Source organism: Brevibacterium sp. (genome assembly GCF_031179145.1).
In the GTDB taxonomy this organism is placed as follows: domain Bacteria; phylum Actinomycetota; class Actinomycetes; order Actinomycetales; family Brevibacteriaceae; genus Brevibacterium.
The window spans coordinates 1-17,142 of the sequence record NZ_JAPSIB010000036.1 but is presented as its reverse complement, the minus strand read 5'-3'; the positions used below and the strand labels follow the sequence as shown (position 1 = coordinate 17,142).

At 64.2% G+C, this 17,142-nt stretch carries 20 protein-coding genes; 3 read left to right on the top strand and 17 right to left on the bottom strand.

The window, feature by feature from the left end:
- Nucleotides 1-488 (top strand): TetR family transcriptional regulator C-terminal domain-containing protein (locus tag RIT73_RS16905; RefSeq protein ID WP_309133271.1); only part of this gene is annotated, 488 nt, incomplete at its 5' end.
- A 63-nt stretch (nt 489-551) separates the two neighbouring features.
- Here RIT73_RS16905 and RIT73_RS16900 read toward each other — a convergent pair.
- The 4 genes from RIT73_RS16900 to RIT73_RS16885 form a co-directional block, all read right to left on the bottom strand.
- On the bottom strand, nt 552-1,391 hold the full coding sequence (locus RIT73_RS16900) for a helix-turn-helix domain-containing protein (RefSeq protein ID WP_309133270.1): 840 nt from the start codon (nt 1,389-1,391) through the stop codon (nt 552-554).
- Between the two features lie 167 nt (nt 1,392-1,558).
- Nucleotides 1,559-1,723 (bottom strand): hypothetical protein, encoded by a 165-nt coding sequence (locus RIT73_RS16895; protein ID WP_309133269.1) that lies wholly within the window; start codon nt 1,721-1,723, stop codon nt 1,559-1,561.
- Between the two features lie 97 nt (nt 1,724-1,820).
- Entirely contained in the window at nt 1,821-2,435 is a 615-nt protein-coding gene (locus tag RIT73_RS16890; protein ID WP_309133268.1) for a dihydrofolate reductase family protein, read from the bottom strand.
- Nucleotides 2,432-2,896, bottom strand: coding sequence for a hypothetical protein (locus tag RIT73_RS16885; protein ID WP_375295025.1), 465 nt, complete (start codon nt 2,894-2,896; stop codon nt 2,432-2,434). The genes RIT73_RS16890 and RIT73_RS16885 overlap by 4 nt, the downstream gene beginning before the upstream one ends.
- A gap of 111 nt (nt 2,897-3,007) precedes the next feature.
- Here RIT73_RS16885 and RIT73_RS16880 point away from each other — a divergent pair, with 111 nt between their 5' ends.
- Together RIT73_RS16880 and RIT73_RS16875 are read left to right on the top strand one after the other, a co-directional pair.
- The gene (locus tag RIT73_RS16880; protein ID WP_309133266.1) at nt 3,008-4,018 is read left to right on the top strand and encodes a DJ-1/PfpI family protein; all 1,011 of its coding nucleotides are present in this window, start codon (nt 3,008-3,010) and stop codon (nt 4,016-4,018) included.
- A 1-nt stretch (nt 4,019) separates the two neighbouring features.
- A complete protein-coding gene (locus RIT73_RS16875; RefSeq protein ID WP_309133265.1) occupies nt 4,020-4,442 on the top strand; it encodes a VOC family protein in 423 nt (140 codons plus the stop codon).
- 9 nt (nt 4,443-4,451) lie between these two features.
- On the opposite strand, the gene RIT73_RS16870 is transcribed toward RIT73_RS16875, so the two are convergent.
- The 13 genes from RIT73_RS16870 to RIT73_RS16810 form a co-directional block, all read right to left on the bottom strand.
- Nucleotides 4,452-5,603, bottom strand: coding sequence for an AAA family ATPase (locus RIT73_RS16870; RefSeq protein ID WP_309133264.1), 1,152 nt, complete (start codon nt 5,601-5,603; stop codon nt 4,452-4,454).
- 144 nt (nt 5,604-5,747) lie between these two features.
- Complete coding sequence (locus RIT73_RS16865; protein WP_309133263.1) at nt 5,748-6,380, bottom strand: hypothetical protein; 633 nt, start codon at nt 6,378-6,380, stop codon at nt 5,748-5,750.
- Complete coding sequence (locus tag RIT73_RS16860) at nt 6,373-7,911, bottom strand: sodium/proline symporter (RefSeq protein WP_309133262.1); 1,539 nt, start codon at nt 7,909-7,911, stop codon at nt 6,373-6,375. The genes RIT73_RS16865 and RIT73_RS16860 overlap by 8 nt, the downstream gene beginning before the upstream one ends.
- Nucleotides 7,908-8,114, bottom strand: a complete 207-nt coding sequence (locus RIT73_RS16855; protein WP_309133261.1) for a hypothetical protein — start codon at nt 8,112-8,114, stop codon at nt 7,908-7,910. Before RIT73_RS16855 ends, RIT73_RS16860 begins: the two co-directional genes overlap by 4 nt.
- Before the next feature lie 264 nt (nt 8,115-8,378).
- Nucleotides 8,379-9,935 carry a molybdopterin-dependent oxidoreductase gene (locus tag RIT73_RS16850; protein WP_309133260.1) on the bottom strand — a complete coding sequence of 519 codons (1,557 nt, stop codon included), beginning with the start codon at nt 9,933-9,935 and terminating at the stop codon, nt 8,379-8,381.
- A gap of 2 nt (nt 9,936-9,937) precedes the next feature.
- Complete coding sequence (locus RIT73_RS16845; RefSeq protein WP_309133259.1) at nt 9,938-10,306, bottom strand: hypothetical protein; 369 nt, start codon at nt 10,304-10,306, stop codon at nt 9,938-9,940.
- A gap of 96 nt (nt 10,307-10,402) precedes the next feature.
- A complete protein-coding gene (locus RIT73_RS16840; protein WP_309133258.1) occupies nt 10,403-11,296 on the bottom strand; it encodes a LysR family transcriptional regulator in 894 nt (297 codons plus the stop codon).
- 60 nt (nt 11,297-11,356) lie between these two features.
- Nucleotides 11,357-12,841 (bottom strand): aldehyde dehydrogenase family protein, encoded by a 1,485-nt coding sequence (locus tag RIT73_RS16835; RefSeq protein ID WP_309133257.1) that lies wholly within the window; start codon nt 12,839-12,841, stop codon nt 11,357-11,359.
- Nucleotides 12,834-13,739: a dihydrodipicolinate synthase family protein gene (locus RIT73_RS16830; protein WP_309133256.1), complete on the bottom strand. Its 906-nt coding sequence runs from the start codon at nt 13,737-13,739 to the stop codon at nt 12,834-12,836. The genes RIT73_RS16835 and RIT73_RS16830 overlap by 8 nt, the downstream gene beginning before the upstream one ends.
- An 81-nt stretch (nt 13,740-13,820) precedes the next feature.
- Complete coding sequence (locus RIT73_RS16825; RefSeq protein WP_309133255.1) at nt 13,821-15,137, bottom strand: TRAP transporter large permease subunit; 1,317 nt, start codon at nt 15,135-15,137, stop codon at nt 13,821-13,823.
- The gene (locus tag RIT73_RS16820) at nt 15,134-15,691 is read right to left on the bottom strand and encodes a TRAP transporter small permease (RefSeq protein WP_309133254.1); all 558 of its coding nucleotides are present in this window, start codon (nt 15,689-15,691) and stop codon (nt 15,134-15,136) included. The genes RIT73_RS16825 and RIT73_RS16820 overlap by 4 nt, the downstream gene beginning before the upstream one ends.
- A gap of 4 nt (nt 15,692-15,695) precedes the next feature.
- Nucleotides 15,696-16,739 carry a TRAP transporter substrate-binding protein DctP gene (gene dctP, locus RIT73_RS16815; protein ID WP_309133273.1) on the bottom strand — a complete coding sequence of 348 codons (1,044 nt, stop codon included), beginning with the start codon at nt 16,737-16,739 and terminating at the stop codon, nt 15,696-15,698.
- 284 nt (nt 16,740-17,023) lie between these two features.
- A partial coding sequence (locus RIT73_RS16810) for a Bax inhibitor-1/YccA family protein (RefSeq protein WP_309133272.1) occupies nt 17,024-17,142 on the bottom strand: 119 nt, incomplete at its 5' end.

Sequence of the window (17,142 nt, the reverse complement as noted above, 5' to 3'; positions counted from 1 at the left end):
GAGCCGGGCTGACCAGGGGCGCGATCCTCTACTACTACGACGACCTCGACGATCTGCTCGTCGAGACGCACCGCGCGGGTGTGGCCCGGTTCTGCGACCGCCGCGACGAGGTGATCGCCGCCCTCGCGGATCCGCGCGAGCAGCTGCGGGCCGCGATCCGGGAGGGGCTGCCGAGCGGTCCTGACGATGCCCTCATGCGTCTGCTCTACGAGTTCGACGTCCTCGCCGGCACGTCGCAGATCCATGACGAGTTGGTCGAGAACCTCTACACCCGGCAGCTGCGGATCTACCGCGAAGTACTCGAATCGGGAGTCGCGGCAGGGGCGTTCACCCCGACGATCCCGCTCGAACAGCTGGCGATGAATCTCGTCGCACTCGAGGACGCGTACGGTCTGCACATCGTCGGCGGCAACAGTCTCATCAACGTCGCCGCGGCGGAGTCCGCGATGCGTGCGGCGGCCGCGGGCTTGGGAGCGCCACCGGCGTAGGCGTCTCACTCTCCCCGGCTGATGTACTCCTACTGAGACGATCGCAGGTTGGCCTGCCGCGTCTCACTCTCCCCTGCTGACGTACTCCCCCGGCCGGTACCCGGTGACCCGGCGGAAGTCATTGATGAAGTGCGACTGGTCGAACCAGCCGAGGCTCACCCCGAGTTCGGCCAATGTTCCGTCCCACCCGCGGTCGAGGGCCGCGACGGCGTCCCTCACCCGGGCCCGCACGAGGAGTCGTTTGACGCCGACTCCGCAGTGCTCCTGAAACATCCTCTGCAGCGTTCGCTCACCCATCCCGGTCCGCTGCGCCAGCTCGCCGAGGTGGGCCACCTCCGGATCCTCCATCACCTCGAGGGTGCGCCGGAACCGGCAGTAGCTTTCGGTCATCTCCGGCTCGTACGCCAGCAGCCACCGGTCGAGCGCCTCGGCGGCGGTGGTGAGATCGTCCAGGCCGGCCAGGTCATCGGATGTGGGGAACCAGGCGGCGGCGGGGATCGTCGTGTCGCGGATCTCGGCGGGCCGCCGTGCGGAGAAGGCGAGCGTCCCGCCGAGGCGGAAGTTCACTCCGATGACGCCGCCCGCGCCGAAGATGGTGACGTCGAAGCGCTCCTCGGTGACCGGTCCGGTGAGCCAGATTCCGGCACCGCTGGTGTTGGCTCGACGCAGGTCGCCGCGCTCGACCGTGAGATGGATGCTCGGCTCGGACAGGGTCGTCTGCTGGTACTGCTCCCCTGCGGCCAGATCCCAGGCCACCGACCAGTAGCGGAGCACCCAGGGGCTCAGCTCCTCCGCGGGTTCTGCTGCCGCATAGCGGGTGCGGGTGAGCATCTCGTGCGGGCGCAGCACGCGACCGTACATGTGATCCGGCGGTGATTTGCTCCTGTCGACGGCATCGTCCATGGAACCAGCATGTCAGAGACCACGGACATGGAGCCGACCGAACTCAGTCATCCTCCGCGGTGCCATCGTGTCCCGTCGCCGAGTACCGGAGAATGATGACCCCGTTAGGCAGCGATGTCGTGTCGGTCAGCTCGAACGACCCGGCTGAACCCGAGCGATAGAGCAGGTCATCGGGGGTTCAGGCGCCCCATCAAGATGGCGTCGCAGTGCTCCAAGAGTTCGTTCTGGACCGCGTACCCTGCCTCGTCGAAGCTTCCCAGCGACGGCCAGTTCTGCGGATTCTGGATGATTCCGTCAAGGGTGACATAGGTGGAGTTGATGATCTTTCGCATGGGAGTTCCTCTCACTGCTCGGTCGGCGCGATCGTGCGCTCCGCGAGCAACACGTCCCTGTCGACGATCGGTAGGGCGCTGACTTCGGCATTGTCGGTCACAGCGGCACCTCTCGGGCGTCAGCCTTCCGCACCCGGTAACGCGTGTGCAGCACCTCGGGATGCTCGAGCACCCGGACCAATTCGAGTTCGACGTGCTCGGGAGGCATGCCGTCGAACAACCTCCGGCCCTGCCCGAGCAGCACCGGAACGATCTGCAGGGACAGCTCGTCGAGCTCTCCGGCTGCGAGGAATGCCCGAGCCGCCTCCGCCCCGTGAAGCAGGACGTCCCGATCCCCTGCCGCGTTCCTCGCCAGCGCCGCCGCCTCGCGGACATCGGTGACCCACCGCGCATGGCCGGGCGCCGGCTCCGCAGGTGTCGATCGTGTGAGCACGAAGATCGGGACACCGTCATGGTGGTCGCCGTTCCACCGGCCGCCGTGATCGAAGGTGCGCCGGCCGGTGAGAACCGCCCCGGTGTCCATCGCCTCGGCAAGCACCTGGGCGCTGACCTCGTCCGCAGCGCGAATCGATGTCGGATCCGCCCCGTCGTCGAGCGCCAGGGCCTGGTGCAGGCGCTCGCCCCCTCTGCCGAGTCCCAGTCCGGGTCCGTCGTCAGGTCCGGTGATGAACCCGTCGAGGGACATCCACATGTAGAGCACGATCCTGCTCATTGTGCCGCCTCCTCTGCCGTCTGTGCATCGAGTCGCGGCGAGTGCCGGCCGGCGTGGATGTACTCGTGGCGATACATCCACATGGCTGCGAACATGGCCACGAACATCAGCACGTGGCCGAGGGCCAGCACAGTGCCGTAGGACATCAGCCCCATCCAGTCGAAGGGGAACAGGACGAGGAACGGCAGATACATCGCGGCAGCCATCGCCGCCGTGGCCGCTGCGCCGTGCCGGTGCAGGATCATGAGCCCGACCATCGGTATGGTCATATTGGTCGCCATGATGAGCACGTCGAGCTCAGGTATCGCCCGGAGCCCCGCCCAACCGAGAGGGTCGAACAGGAATGATTCCACAGGACCGAGGATCATCATGCCCGCCAGCATGGCGATGACCATCTCGAGGTAGTGCAGGAGGAACTGAGCGATCGGGGTGTGGAGGAGAGAGCGTGTCGTCGTTGTCATGGTCTCCACTGTCGACCTCCTTCCCCGATCGGGGAAGGAGGTGATTGCGAGTTTGTCCGGAATTCTGGGAATCATGGCGTCATGGCATGGTTGCGCCGTCATACTGGTGCCATGCCTGGTCGCTCGGTGGTCGTCGTCGGTTACGACGGAGTGGAACTTCTCGACGTCGCGTGCGTGACGAGCGGATTCGACCACGCCAATCGCCGCGGCATCTCTCCGCCCTACGAGGTGACTCTGGCCAGTCCCATCGGGCGCCCGATTCGCTGCGACACCGGCCTCGAGATCCGAGCGCAGTCGCGGCTCGACTCGATCACCGGAGCCGTCGACACGCTCATCGTGTCAGGCGGGCTGGGCTACGTGGAAGCTGCCGCCGACGACCGCCTCGTCGCGCACCTGCGGCGTCTGGCCCCGCGGTCCCGGCGAGTCGCTTCCGTGTGCACAGGCGCCACCGTCCTCGCCGCCGCCGGTCTCCTCGACGGTCGCCGGGCGACGACCCATTGGTTCTACGCCGACGAGCTCGCCCGCCGCTTCCCCGCGGTCCGGGTCGACGCAGCGCCGGTCTATGTCCGCGACGGCCCGGTCGCGACCTCCGGAGGAGTCACGGCCGCCCTCGACCTCACTCTGGCGTTCATCGAGGAGGATCACGGCGCCCGGGTGGCCCGTGAGGTCGCTCTGGGTCTGGTCACGTATCTGCAGCGACCCGCGAATCAGGCTCAGATGAGCATGTACCTGCGCCTTCCGAGTCCGGAGAATCGCACCGTGCGCCGGATGATCGACCATGTGGTCACCCACCTCGGGGAGGATCTGTCGGGGGCGCCCCTGGCCACAGCACTCGGGGTGAGCGAACGGCAGCTGAGCCGGCTGTGCCTGGAGCACATCGGTCTCAGTCCGGCCCGGTTCGTCCGTCTCGCTCGGCTCGACGCCGTCACCCGCCTTCTCACCGATTCGGCCGAACCGCTCACTGCCGTCGCCCGCGCCTGCGGCTTCGCGTCTGCCGAGACTCTGCGGCAAACCTTCGTCGCCCGCTACGGGATCAGCCCCTCACGCTTCCGAGCAGCGCATCAGTCCACCGGTGACGGAAATTTCCTATCTCCACCTCGCGATCGAGTCCAGACTGTCTGACATGACTGACACACAGATGAACAATGCCCCGTCCACCGATGAACCGGCCGCGGCGAGCCCTCCGGTCGCGCGCCTCGCGATGGTCACCCTCGACGCCCCGGATGCCGCAGCGCTGGGAGAGTTCTGGTCACAGGTTCTCGGCTGGCCGGTGACGTACTCCGATGAGAACTACGCGATGCTGGCCGGCCCCACGCACGCTCTGGGCATCGGCACCAGCGCCGACTACCGGAAACCGCAGTGGCCCGACGACGGGCACAAGCAGTTCCATTTCGACCTGGCCGCCGACGACATCGAGGCTGCCGCAGCGCGCTGCGTGGAGCTCGGAGCAATCCGGGCCGACCCGCAGCCAGGAGACACCTGGGTCGTGCTCCTCGACCCAGCCGGTCACCCGTTCTGTATCACCGACGCCAAGAACTGGGGCTGAGCCTCGGGCTCACTGCATTTCATCGTCGCGCTCGAGCAGATGCTCACGCAGATACGGGATCACCATCCGGAGGTGGCCGAAGCTCGGCACCTCGACGACTCCGTGGGCGATGAGCTGGCGTCGATAGTCGTTCGCGGTCTGCTTCTTGATTCCCAGCCGGTCGGCGATCTCCCCCGTGCTCGAAACCCCATCGTCGAGTGTCATCGCCTTGAGGTAGCGGCGTGCTCCCTGGCTGAGGGCGGCCAGGGTCGGCTCGTGGATCTGCCGTCCCAGGACCAGTCTGGCTTCCTGCTCGATCTCTGCCACGTGCGCCTTCGTGATCTCATCCGAGTCGATCGCTTCATTCCATGACAGATCTCCGACGATCTGAACGAGGTAGGGATACCCCTGGGAGAGTTCGACGCCGAACTCCACCGCGTCGGCGGCGAACGCCTTCCCTGCCTGCTCCACCGGTGTCTTCAGGGCTTCACTCGTCTCCGCTGCAGAGAGGCTGCCGAGGTTGATGCGTTCGGCTCGCCTGAGGAAGGTCGAGACGTCGTCGTTGACGATGTTGTCGATGCTGGCGGGAAGCCCTGCGGCCACGAATGCCAACGGCGCCTCCTGCGACATCGCATAGGCCAGCGCGTCGGTCATCTGCCTGAACTCGTCGAGATTCGAACGGTGCACTTCGTCGAGCGCGATGAGCAGGCCCGTCTCATGGGAGTCGAGCAGATCGAGGACCTTCATCAGATGCGAGCGCAGGTCCGGCACCAGGGCACTCGTCGTCTCGGAGCGGACGGTGAGGCCGCCGGCGCTCATGGGCAGGGTGAGGCCGACGACCTTCGACTTCGAACTCTCATGGGCGTCGTGGGATTCGAGGACCTCGGGCAGGCGCGCGTGGGCGAGTCGGTCGACGAACCCAACCGAAGCCTGCTCTCGAATCGTGAACCACTGCCTGGTGTCGGCGACTTCCTGGAAGATGTTGAGCAGGACCGTCTTACCCACTCCGCGCTGTCCTGTCACGAAGACCGTTCGGCCGGTGCTCCCGGTGCCGTCGAGTGCTCGGGCGAAGGAGGTGACTTCGGGTTGCCGACCGACCATCACCGGCGGAGTCGAGCCGAATCCGGGCCGAAACGGCGACAGCCGATCCTTGGGTGTCGGCGGCGGGATCTCGAGATTCATAGTGACTCCCAGGTGTCGGTGCCGGTCGCTGTCGCAACCATGACTCGTATCCTACCGTATTTCCCGTATCTTTCGTATGTCCCGTATCATTCCGTAAGCATGGTGCGGGGCGTATCTCCAGCTCAGGCCACGATGTCCGACGAGTCAGTCTGCGCTGGTCTTTTCGACCCGGACGATGTAGTGGGAGGAGTCGAGCCCGTCGACGAGGATCGTCGCCGAGTACTTGGCGTTGGCCCCGGAGACGAGCCAATTGGGTTTGAGGACGCCGCGTGGGCCAGCCACCTCGGCGATCGAAATTCCCATCCCCAGCTTCACCGTCTTCAGAACCTTCGCCCTGACGAGCGATCGCGCTGCACGTGTCACGTCGGCGGGATCGAGGACCGGGCTCGGCCGGGACTGGGAGTCGAGCGACTGCCGCCACTGGACTGCATCGACGTTCGTCCCGCGCGGCTCGAAGTCGGCCAGGAACCCTTTGCCTGACTGCGCGTTGACGAGGACGTTGATCCTCTGCCCGCTGCCCTTCGCCCGTCGGCGGCCGAAGATTCCCCGTGTCTCCACGGCGAGCACGGTCCACCAGAACGGGTGGAGCACCTCGTGGACGTCGACGTGAGCTCCGGGGAGCTTGCGGCGGAACACCGCAGTCGCCTCGGCGGCGGTGATGTTCGGGGCCATCCGGAGAGCCGTGAGCCCACCGAAGTCGTCGGACTCACGCTCGGCACCGGCGGGCTCCCGGCCGGCACCGGCGGGCTCACCACCGGCGCCGAGCGAATCACGCATTCTTCGGGACCTGCGCGGCCAGGGCGTCGTTCTGGCCGGTGAGCATGTGGGCCGGGATGGGCCCGATCTTGTCGGTCTCGGTCAGGGCGGCGACTACGTGCTCGGGCACCGGATGCGATTTCTGGGTGGCCAGAGAGACGACGATGATGCCCACGGTCGAGCAGACGATGCCAATGCCCATCGGGTCGACACCGGTGACGTCGACGAGACCGGCGAGCTGCCAGACGACGGAGGACACGGTGCCGAGCAGCATCGAAGCGATGGCCCCGGGAACGTTCGCCTTCTTCCACCAGGCGGCGGCGATGTAGACGGGGACGAAGGCGGCTCCGAGCACGGTCGTGGAGAAGATGACCACCTCGGCGACGGCCGGAGGATCGTTGACGGCGACGAGGTAGCCGATCGCGGCGAGGAGGAGCACGGTGATCCGGGAGACCCACACCGACTGCCGGTCGGAGAGATTCCTGAAGAAGAACCTCTGCATCAGGTCCTGGCTGGCGATCGTGCCCGACTGGAGCAGCAGCGCGTCGGCGGTGGACATGATCGCGGCCATGATGCCGGCCATGACGATGCCGACGGCGAAGTCGGGCAGCACCGTGTCGGCGACGGCGAAGACGGCGAGTTCGGGGTTGTCCAGGGTCGGCAGGATGACCAGCGCCATGATGCCGACGATGTAGGGCGCCGGGATGAAGAGCAGGTTGAAGCCGGTGGCGTACATGCTCGCGGCACGGGCGACGGAGGGCTTCTTCATCGCCATGTGACTGACGTTGACGTGCGGCCAGCCCATGTAGCCGATGGAGAACACGAGCACCGCGCCGATGATGACGCCCCATTGCACGGAGTCGTAGCCGTCGGGACCCCACATGGTCAGCAGGTTCGGGTTGATCTCACCCACGGCCTGGTTGCCGGCCGTCCAGCCGCCCACCGCCTGGAGGGTGCCGATGAGGATCCACACCATGCCGATGAGCATGATGATCGCCTGCACGAAGTCGGTGTAGGCCACTGCCAGGTACCCGCCGAGGAAGGTGTAGAAGACGATGACGCCGACGGCGATGAACAGCGCCCAGCCGTAGGGCACGCCGGTGACCATCTCAAGTCCGCGTCCGCCGGCGATGAACTGGGCGAGGACGTAGAAGAAGATGCAGAAGAGCGCGATCGGGGCCGCGATCGCCCGGATCCATTTCGACGGGTACCGGTGCTCGAGGTATTCGATCGAGGTCAGGGAGCCGAGGATCTGGGAGAGTTTGCGCATCCGTCGTCCGAGGATCGACAGGTTGAGGACGCCGCCGCCGATGTCGCCCATCGCGTACCAGAGGGAGAAATAGCCCTTGGTGTAGGCGAGCGAGCCCGCTCCGAGGAACATGTATCCCGACATCGACGAGGACTGCAGGCGCAGAGCCGTGACCGCAGGGCCGAGGCTGCGTCCGCCGAGCAGGAAGCCTTCGCTGTTCTTGGTGCCGATCTTGAGAGTCCACATCCCGATGCCGGCCATGGCGATGAAGTAGATGATGAGGAACCAGGTTTCGATGTTCATGCCAGTCCCCCGTTCTCGGTGCGGGGCTGGATGCTGGGATCGACGAGTCCCGTGCCCTCGGGGCCCGACAGGCTCGAATCGTCGCCCTCGATGTCCTCCGCGCTCCAGTGGCGGGAGAGGAACACGAAGACGACCGTATAGATGACCCAGATCGCGGGTATGCCGAAGATGACGGCGACGGTTACGGCTGGTAGGCCGAACATGGAGACCACCTCGTTGTGATGCGCTTGATTGGTGCGTTGACCGTGCTGTTGTCTCATTTTGCATGAGATCGGAGAGGTCAGCTGCCCCTGTCCTCGTTTACTTTCGCTTTCGTGAGGATACAGGGTGTCCTCCCGGGCCGAAGACGTGGTCTGAGTTTGGCTGACACCCTGTCAGGTTGCCCTGACAACCTGTCGGCAGAGTCTGCAGGGTCAGCAGTGGTGCTGCAGACCCTGCAGTGGGTGCTTCCCCACCCCGAACTGCTTCTACTCCACGCTGAACTGCCGGTCGTGCAGTCCGGTCGCGCTGCCCGGGATCGCGGGCCGCCGGGCGGAGATCTGAACCTTGCCCCGACGATCCGTGGCTCGGACGGTCGCGGTGTGGGTGCCGGGCCCGACTCCTGCGAACTCGTGGCGCCATTGCCGCCAGATGTCGACGGTGAGCTCTTCGCTGAGCTGAGCACTCTGCCAGTCGCCATTGTCGATCCGGACCTCCACCTTCTCGATTCCGGTGTGCTGGGCCCAGGCCATTCCGGCGATCACGACTCCCCCACCGTCCCCGGCACTGATCCGGGCGCCGGCTCTCGGCACGTCGATGCGGGAGGCGACGAGCACGGGTCCGTGGCTGCTCCATCCCCGCCTCGTCCAGTAGGCCTGCTTGTCCGCGAACCTCGTCACCTCGAGTTCAGTCACCCACTTCGTCGCCGAGACGTATCCGTAGAGACCGGGCACGACGAGGCGGGCGGGAAACCCGTGCTCGCGGGGCAGCGAGGCGTCGTTCATGCCCACGACGACCAGCGCGGCGCGGTCGTCGCTGAGCACCTCGAGCGGCGTCGACGCCGTGAACCCGTCGTCGGAGTGGGACAGCACCATGTCGGCGTCCGCGGTCGGGCGGGCCCGGGCGAGAAGCTCACGCACGGGATACCCCAGCCACTTCGCGGTGCCGACAAGGTCGCCGCCGACCGGGTTCGAGACACAGGTGAGACTGACGCGATGTTCTTCGAGGGGCAGCTCGAGCAGTTCGGCCATCGAAATCCTCACTTCGCGCTCGACCATCCCGTGGATGCGCAGCGACCAGGCAGAGGCGTCGACGACAGGCGGGACGAGCAGGGTGTCGATGCGGTAGAAGTCGTCGTTGCCGGTGATCAGTGGGGCCAGACCCGGCACCCGCAGTTCGGCTCCGGCCGGGACCTCCGGCGCCGAGGTGGCCGGTGCAGGCAGGACCAGGTTCGTCAGCGCGCCTGCCGCGCTCCGGGCCAGGACGGCAGCCGATCTGCCCAACGCCACCCCGGCGACGCCAAGGGCCGCGCAGAGGCCGGCGAGTGTCAGGAAGAGCCGCCGGTCAGGTCGCGCCGGCGGCTGCTCCCCTGCGTCACCGACACTCCGACGACCACCGCCGAGGTGGGTCAGCCCGACGTAGATCCCGATCCCGAGGATGACCCCGCCGAGGCCGGGAAGGACGTCGGTCGCCGACCCACCGGAGATGAGAACGAGAACCACCGGCAGCAGTCCCAGCCCTGCGAACAGGACCAGTGCCGACGACTGGCTGTCCGCGTTGAACCAGCCGATGAGCCCGCCGACCATCACCCCGACGATCAGGATCGTGATGACGAGCGCGAGTTTGTCGTGGGTCCCGAACACAGCGATCGCGGCCTTGATCAGCGGTGTCGGAACGGCGGGGATGATCGTCTGCCCGAGGACGAGCAGGGGTGCTCCGGAGGAGCGGAGGGCACTGGCGATGAACTCTGCCGAACCGAAGTACACCGCCGTTGCGACCACGCCCGCTGCTGCGCTGCGGGGTGATCGATGTTCGGCGGTGACCATTCTCAGGCCAATGCTCGACGCAGGTCTGTCGCTGCCCTCAGCAGCCGTGAGAGCAGCAGATCGCGTTCATCGGGCGGCAGCTCGGCCGCGACCTGCGCGCCGTGATTGAGAAGGACGACCACTTGGTCGGCGAGACTCTGATCGCCCAAGGACGGCACGGAGCGGCCGTTCGAACCGAGGGCGGAGAACTCAGCGAGCGCGCGGACGATGATCTCCCGCCGAGTTGCAGGTTCCGGGGAAGGTCCGGTTTCCGTCACCTCACCGGTCGCGTCACCGTCGATCGCCTCGGCGAGCTGTCGCGACGTCAGTCCGATGATCCGGATACGCAGACGGCGGACCTCGGTGTCGAGGTCCGCCGTCAGGTCAGTCATGCCACAATCATAGACTCCGAATGATGCTTGGCATGGCTGCGCAGGCAGTTCGTCCCGCGCGCGAGGCCCACCGCTTTCCCCTCGATGTCAGGAGCTTCAGTTCGGGTGGGTGGCAACGATCAGCCCTGCGTCTCGAACGGCGTCGGTAAGGAATTCCAACATGCTAGTCGTGGTGCGCCACCTCAGCTGTGCTGAAGGGAGCACGGTCCAGTATTGGCCTTGGAAGCTGACCTCCTCTGGCAGCACACGGACAAGCGAATCGTTCCGGTCGGCAGTGTACGTAGGCATCACGGCCAGGCCGACCCCGGCAAGCACAGCGCGCTCGTGGACATTGAGGTTGTTCGACTGCAGCTGAATGCAGCTAGGCAGCTTGTCTCGAAGAGCCTCGTACTCCGGAATCGCGGCCATCGGGTCCTCGGCATACCAACTGAGGACATGGTCCTCCAAATCGCTCAAGCTCCGGATCGGACCATGTTGGATCAGATACTCCTCGGCGGCGTACAAGCCCACCTCGTACTTCGCCAGGAGCTTTGAACTCACCGCAGACGAACTCGGCCGCGTCCGCATGATCGCCACGTCAAAGGAGATCCCATCCCGACTGGCCAGTGAAGGCGCTGAGATGATGCGAAGGATGATTCGCCCGTCTGAGAACAGGTCGCCGCATCTGGGTGCCAGTACGTGGGCCGCGAACCCGTCCGACGTGAGCAGGGTCCATTCCTCGGGCCCGATTCGCGATGGATCACCTTCGGTGAAGACCTCGTATCCCAGTGCGACTGTGCGAGCGGCCGGGAGCAGACCCTCCCCGTTCGAGTTGAGGGTCCACCCCGTGCGCTTCCGCGCGAAAAGACGCATACCCAGAGCTTGTTCGAGGCGTTGCACGCGACGACTCACAGTCGTATGGTCCACGCCCAGCTCCTGGCCTGCCCGCGCAAGGGTGCCGGCGTTCGCCAAGACGTGGAAATACCGCACGTCCTCCGCGTCCGCCTTCATCCTCAACCCTCTTCTCCGCGGAATCTGCCGTCAGAGCAGTGCTGTCTCTACGGCTCCGGTTCAGCTCTGCGCCACCCACACAGACATCGCCTCTTGGTATGTGTCCAATGCCTCCGGGCCATTATCCCGACCCCAGAAACCTGACTGGCGCATCCCCCCGAACGGGGTCGCCACAGTCCCTTCACTGTAACCGTTGATTGCCAAGGTTCCGACCCTGACTCGGTCTGCCCACCATTTCACCATGGCCAGGTCCTCACACCACACGGTGGAAGCGAGACCGTATGGTTCGTCATTGATTGCGCTGACCGCTTCATCCCGTGAGGACAGTCTCACCAGCTGCGTGACAGGGCCGAATACCTCCCCCCTTCCCAACTCGCTGTCGGAAGGCACGTTCTGCAGAATCGTCACCGGGTGCCAGTTGCCATGCGCCGGAACCTGCGGAGTCGCGTAGACCACTTTAGCTCCCTTCGTGACCGCCTCGTCAACCCAACGGACGACGCGATCACGAGCCTTCGCCGTGATCACCGGCCCCATGTCAGTGTCGTCGGCCAAGGGGTCGCCGACAGTGATGTCGCTCGCCGCTGCCACCAGAGCGTCACGGAACTGCGCGAAGCGATCCTCGCCCCCGACGAAGATCACCCGCGACGAGGCGGTGCAGTTCTGCCCGCTCGTGCCGAAGGCTGCCCCTGCGACATCGACGGCGATCGAGGCAAAGTCTGTGGCGTGCTCATCGTCGATGATGTAACCGGCCCGACCGCCGAGCTCGAGGGAGACCTTTTTGAGGTTCGAACGGGCAGACGACTCGAGGAACGACTTGCCGACTGGTCCGGAACCCGTGAACGTCAGCACGTCGATGTCCTGGTGCAGCCCCATCAGCCGGCCGACGTTCGCCCCCGTTCCCGTGAGCACATTGAGGATCCCGTCAGGAATCCCTGCTTCTGTTGCGAGTTCAGCGAAATGCAGGGCACTGAGGGCGGAGTCCTCGGACGGCTTGAGAACGACGGCGTTGCCGGCTGCGAGCGCCGGCGCGACCTTCCATCCCAGCATCGCTATCGGGTAGTTCCATGGGAGCACGGCGCCGACGACGCCGATCGGCACCTTACGCACCCATCCCCATCCGCTCGAGTCCTGGAGGAAGCGACCATCGTCGCGGGAGATGAGGTCTGCGTGGAAACGGAGATTGGCCACCACGTCGGGCACGTCCTCCTCCACGCTGCCGATGAAGACCTTCCCGGCCTCGACGGCGTCGAGGTAGGCGATCTCCTGGGCATGTTGCTCTACGAGATCGGCGAGCCGGCGGAGCACCTCGGCGCGGTAGGACTTGTCCTCTGCCCAGTCACCCGCCGAGAACGCACGTCGCGCGGCTGCCACTGCTTCGTCCAGCTGCTCCGGTGATGTCTCGGACAGCGAACCCAGAAGCTCCCCTGTCGCCGGTGACACCAGATCGATCGATTCGCCTCGCCCGCTCAGGCGCCGACCGTCGATGAAGACTCCTCGGTCGCCGTCCAGCAGGCTCTCGAGCGCCGTTCTGCCGTTCTCAAACATGTGCGTTGCTCCTTTCCATGGCATCGATTGTGGCGAGCAGCGTCTCGAGGGACTTCGTCGAGGCGGTGGGCAACGGTGCCCGAACCGCGCCCTGCTCCGATCCTCGGCGGCTGAGTGCCTGCTTGATCAGCGAGATGAATGCCGGATTGTCCTCGATCTGGCCGAGCGGTGTGGCGAGCCGGTTCCACAGCTCGACCGCACCATTCCAATTCCCATCCCGCACAAACTCCCACAGCTGCTGGCAGGGGCCCGGCAGAAGCCATGCGGATGCGGCGACCCAGCCGCTGGCACCCTGGGTGAAGCCTTCCAGAGCAATTCCATCGGCACCGACGAACACCTCAACGTCATCGCCGAGTGCCGCCCGCAGCTCTCGAATCCTGGTCGCAGCGCCCGATGTCTCCTTGACACTCCAGAATGATCCGGTATCGATGAGCTTGGCAAGATGCTCAGGCAGAAGATCCGTTCCGGTCGAGTGGGGGTTGTTGTAGACCATGACGGGCAGTTGGGAATTCACCATGATCGTGTGGAGCGCGGCCACAGCCGCCTCGGGCTCGAGCCCACCATAGTAGGGCGGGGTGATCATCGCCGCATCAGCTCCCAGCGACTTGGCCTTCGCGATGTTCTCGGATACCTCGGTGGGCGAATAGCCCATGCACCCGACGACGACTTTGGCCCGCCCGGCAGCGGCCTCCACGACTGTCTGGATGTGCTCTTCGCGCTCCGGTCCGGTCAGCGCTAATGCCTCACCGGTGGCGCCGAGGCAGAGTATCCCTCCGATGCCCGCCTTCAGTGCATTGTCGACTCCGCGCCGAAGCTCGTCTAAGTTCTGAGACCCGTCCTCACGGAACGGAGTCGTCGGCACGGCGAAGACCCCGCGCATGGTGTGCTGATACGTCATGAAAAAGTCCTCTTCTTGATTGTTGGGTTCAGTCGTGGTCGAACTGCTTTCCGACCACAGGATTGTGGCTCCTCGCTTGTACTACTCAAGCAAGTCCGGCAGCCAAGTGAGGATGCCTGGGAACACGATGCACAGGATGACGAACAGAATCTGCATACCGATGAAGGGCAAAGTGGCTCGGTAGATGTGTCCTATCCTGATGGCCTTCTCCGTCACACTCTTGAGATAGAAGATCGCAAAGCCGAACGGTGGAGTCAGGTAAGCAGTCTGCAAGACCACCATGAACAGCAGCGCCCACCACAGATCGTCGAATCCCTGAGCGGTGATTATCGGTGTCAGGATAGGCGCCGACAGCAGAATCACAGCCATTGTCTCCAGGAACATACCGAGCACGAACAGGAACACGACGGCGAAGATCAGTACGCCCCAGCGGCCACCGGGAGCCAACTCCGCCGCCTCTCCGACCAAAGCCAGCCCGCCGATGCCGGCGAACACCGCGCTGAAAGCGGCCGCGCCGGCAAGAATCCAGATGATCATGCCGGTGGTCTTCGTCGAGGACCAGCACGAATCCTTGAGCATCCGCCAGTTGAGGCCACCTGAGAACACGGCCAGACCCAGAGTGCCGACGACACCGATCACTGCGCCTTCCGTTGGAGTCGCCGCACCGGAGAGGATCGAGCCGAGGACCACGGCAATCAGAATGGCGGGAAGGACGAGTCCTCGTACCACCCGTCCGATACTCACCTCGGGCTTCGCCTCCAGACCAACCGGTTTGGGGAACGTCCTGGGCTTGAAGATCCCGACCGCTGCGATGAAGATCACGTAGAGAGCAGCCAGCAGAATGCCAGCAGACAGGCCACCGGCGAAGAGACTGGCCACCGACACACCCGTGATCGCGCCGAAGACGACCATGTTGAGGCTCGGGGGAATGAGCTGCCCCAGGGTTCCTCCTGCCATGACCGCTCCCAATGAGAGTTCTCGGTTGTACTTGTACTTCAGCATCTGAGGCAGTGCGATGAGTCCGAGACCGATGACTCCGGCAGCGACGACTCCGGAGATCGCACCGAGAATGGCTCCGACGACGATGGCGGCGATGGCCAGTCCTCCCCGCAGCTTCCAGCTCACCCGGTAGAGGACGTCGAAGAGCTCTTCAACGATCTTCGACTTCTCCAACAGCACAGACATGAGGATGAATAGAGGAATCGCGACGAGGGTGAAGTTGTTGATCGAACCGAACACGCTCGAGACTATGATCGGCATTCCACTGGTGCCCCAGGCCAGCAGACAGAACCCTATCGAGATGCCGAACAGGGAGAATGCCACTGGCACGCCCAGGGCGAGGAGGACGAAGAGAGCCAAGAACATGCCGACTGGCAGCATTTCGATGATGAAAGTCATTTGGCATCGTTCCCATCAGCTGAATCGGAGTCCTCGGCCAGTGGGACCCCAGGCAGGACTTCCTCCGAATCCATGGCCATGTCCTCTGCAACTGTCTCCCGCAGGCGGAACAGCTGTCGCAGGGATTCAAGCAGCAGAAGCAGGCCTCCCAGAGGAATCATCCACCGGAACCACCAGATCTCGGGATTGAATGTGGTCTGGAAGATGGAGCGCTCCCGGATTCTGGTGGATTCGATGGCCGTGACAGACCCCTGAATGATGAGGACCACTGCGACGATGGCGATGACCGCCAACGCCACCGCCTTGAGCGCGGTCCGCCCCCGAACACCGAGTTTGCGGGGAAGAATGTCAACCGCGACATGTTCGCGATCTTTGAGCACCTGTCCACCCGCGAGCAGCGCAGAGATGCCGAAGATGAAGATCGACACTTCAAACGGCCAACTCAGTGCCTGTCCGGCGAGCGCCCGGGCGATGACGTTGAGGAGCACGACGATGACGAGCGCAGGCATCAGCCATGCGCTGATCCCGGCGGCAATGGACTGCAGCTTCTTCATCGAATCACTCCGCCTTCTTCATCTCGGCTTCGATGGTGTCGGCTTCCTCGACGTATCCGAGTTCGCGCAGCACTGCGATGTACTTCTTCACGTATTCGAGTGTCCGATTGTTCTCGTGGGCGAACTCGCCCAACCATTCGTAGGCAATGCGTCGAGCTTCATCCGCTTCGGCATCAGGGAGAACGACGGTTTCGACCCCGGCATCGTCCCAGATCTTCTTCGCCTCTTCGTTGGATTCGGCGTAGTCGCCGGCGGACGCCCTTTTCGTGGCTTCCTGTGCCGTGCGGATCGCATCCTTGTACGTCTCGGGAAGCGAGTCCCAAGCTTCTTCATTGAAGATGAGGTCTTTGTCGGATACCGGACCAGTGTGCAGCACGGGTTCGATGAGGTAATCGGTCACCTCGTGGAGACCCATTTCGGAGTTGACCAAATAGTCGTTGAACTCTGCGCCGTCGACAGTGCCGAGTTGCATTGCCGTATACAGTTCGGGACCGGCGATGGAGATCGAATTGGCCCCCAACTGGTCGAAGTAGAGTCCCGCGACGCCGGTGGCGCGCAAGCTGAGACCGGCGAAGTCGCCGAGCGTTTCGATCTTCGATGTGGTCATGAAGATCTCTGACGGCCCATAGTCGAATGCACCGAGGTACTTGATACCGGCCCCCTCGTACGCTGAGGCGAATATCGGCTCCACTGCCTCGCTGCGGAGGTAATGTTCGTCAGCGGACTGCAGGGGGTCGCCGGGGATGCTGGCGAGATTGAACACCGGATCCTTGTTGGTCCAGTACCCGGAGAAGATCGCAGCGCCTTGGACAGTGCCGGTCGAAACGTTGTCATATGTTTCGGTGATCGGGAACAGAGTTCCGCCGCCGAAAGGTTCGATGATGAATTTGCCGTCAGTTTCCTCAGCGACGGTTTCGACGAACAACGGAATCGTGCTGTCGTATCGCGATGTTCCTGGAACTTGATGTGTGACGATGCGCCAGTGCAGGTCCTCACCGTCTTCGGCCTTCTGATTGAGCAAACCTGTGCTGCACCCGGTGGTCAACATCAGTGTCAACCCCAGCGCTGCATATTTGAGCGTTCGCATCTGCCCCCACTTTCCTGTCGTATGCAGGTATTCACAGTGGCGAGCCTATTTAGACATGTGACATTTTACAATGGTCGAAATTGCAGGGCGATCTGGAACATTGCAGATCAAGGCTCATGTGGGTTGGGCAGGATGAACAGACTCAGCACGGAACGCAAACTGCGCCGAACTCCTCTCGGAAAGGCGCTGCGGATATGCAAGAGGGCGGATCCCGTCTCCGGAATCCGCCCTCTCAATCAGGTCTCCTACTGTCGGAAGTAGGAGATCAGGCGCAGGATTTCGATGTAGAGCCACACCAGGGTGACCATGAGGGAGAACGCGCACATCCAGGAGTACTTCTCCGGGATCTTGTGCTTGACGCCCT

Excerpts from the sequence above, each read along its gene's own strand:
- RIT73_RS16900 (WP_309133270.1), bottom strand. The coding sequence starts at position 1,391 with ATGGACGATGCCGTCGACAGGAGCAAATCACCGCCGGATCACATGTAC.
- RIT73_RS16895 (WP_309133269.1), bottom strand. The coding sequence starts at position 1,723 with ATGCGAAAGATCATCAACTCCACCTATGTCACCCTTGACGGAATCATC.
- RIT73_RS16890 (WP_309133268.1), bottom strand. The coding sequence starts at position 2,435 with ATGAGCAGGATCGTGCTCTACATGTGGATGTCCCTCGACGGGTTCATC.
- RIT73_RS16885 (WP_375295025.1), bottom strand. The coding sequence starts at position 2,896 with ATGACAACGACGACACGCTCTCTCCTCCACACCCCGATCGCTCAGTTC.
- RIT73_RS16880 (WP_309133266.1), top strand. The coding sequence starts at position 3,008 with ATGCCTGGTCGCTCGGTGGTCGTCGTCGGTTACGACGGAGTGGAACTT.
- RIT73_RS16875 (WP_309133265.1), top strand. The coding sequence starts at position 4,020 with ATGACTGACACACAGATGAACAATGCCCCGTCCACCGATGAACCGGCC.
- RIT73_RS16870 (WP_309133264.1), bottom strand. The coding sequence starts at position 5,603 with ATGAATCTCGAGATCCCGCCGCCGACACCCAAGGATCGGCTGTCGCCG.
- RIT73_RS16865 (WP_309133263.1), bottom strand. The coding sequence starts at position 6,380 with ATGCGTGATTCGCTCGGCGCCGGTGGTGAGCCCGCCGGTGCCGGCCGG.
- RIT73_RS16860 (WP_309133262.1), bottom strand. The coding sequence starts at position 7,911 with ATGAACATCGAAACCTGGTTCCTCATCATCTACTTCATCGCCATGGCC.
- RIT73_RS16855 (WP_309133261.1), bottom strand. The coding sequence starts at position 8,114 with ATGTTCGGCCTACCAGCCGTAACCGTCGCCGTCATCTTCGGCATACCC.
- RIT73_RS16850 (WP_309133260.1), bottom strand. The coding sequence starts at position 9,935 with ATGGTCACCGCCGAACATCGATCACCCCGCAGCGCAGCAGCGGGCGTG.
- RIT73_RS16845 (WP_309133259.1), bottom strand. The coding sequence starts at position 10,306 with ATGACTGACCTGACGGCGGACCTCGACACCGAGGTCCGCCGTCTGCGT.
- RIT73_RS16840 (WP_309133258.1), bottom strand. The coding sequence starts at position 11,296 with ATGAAGGCGGACGCGGAGGACGTGCGGTATTTCCACGTCTTGGCGAAC.
- RIT73_RS16835 (WP_309133257.1), bottom strand. The coding sequence starts at position 12,841 with ATGTTTGAGAACGGCAGAACGGCGCTCGAGAGCCTGCTGGACGGCGAC.
- RIT73_RS16830 (WP_309133256.1), bottom strand. The coding sequence starts at position 13,739 with ATGACGTATCAGCACACCATGCGCGGGGTCTTCGCCGTGCCGACGACT.
- RIT73_RS16825 (WP_309133255.1), bottom strand. The coding sequence starts at position 15,137 with ATGACTTTCATCATCGAAATGCTGCCAGTCGGCATGTTCTTGGCTCTC.
- RIT73_RS16820 (WP_309133254.1), bottom strand. The coding sequence starts at position 15,691 with ATGAAGAAGCTGCAGTCCATTGCCGCCGGGATCAGCGCATGGCTGATG.
- dctP (WP_309133273.1), bottom strand. The coding sequence starts at position 16,739 with ATGTTGACCACCGGGTGCAGCACAGGTTTGCTCAATCAGAAGGCCGAA.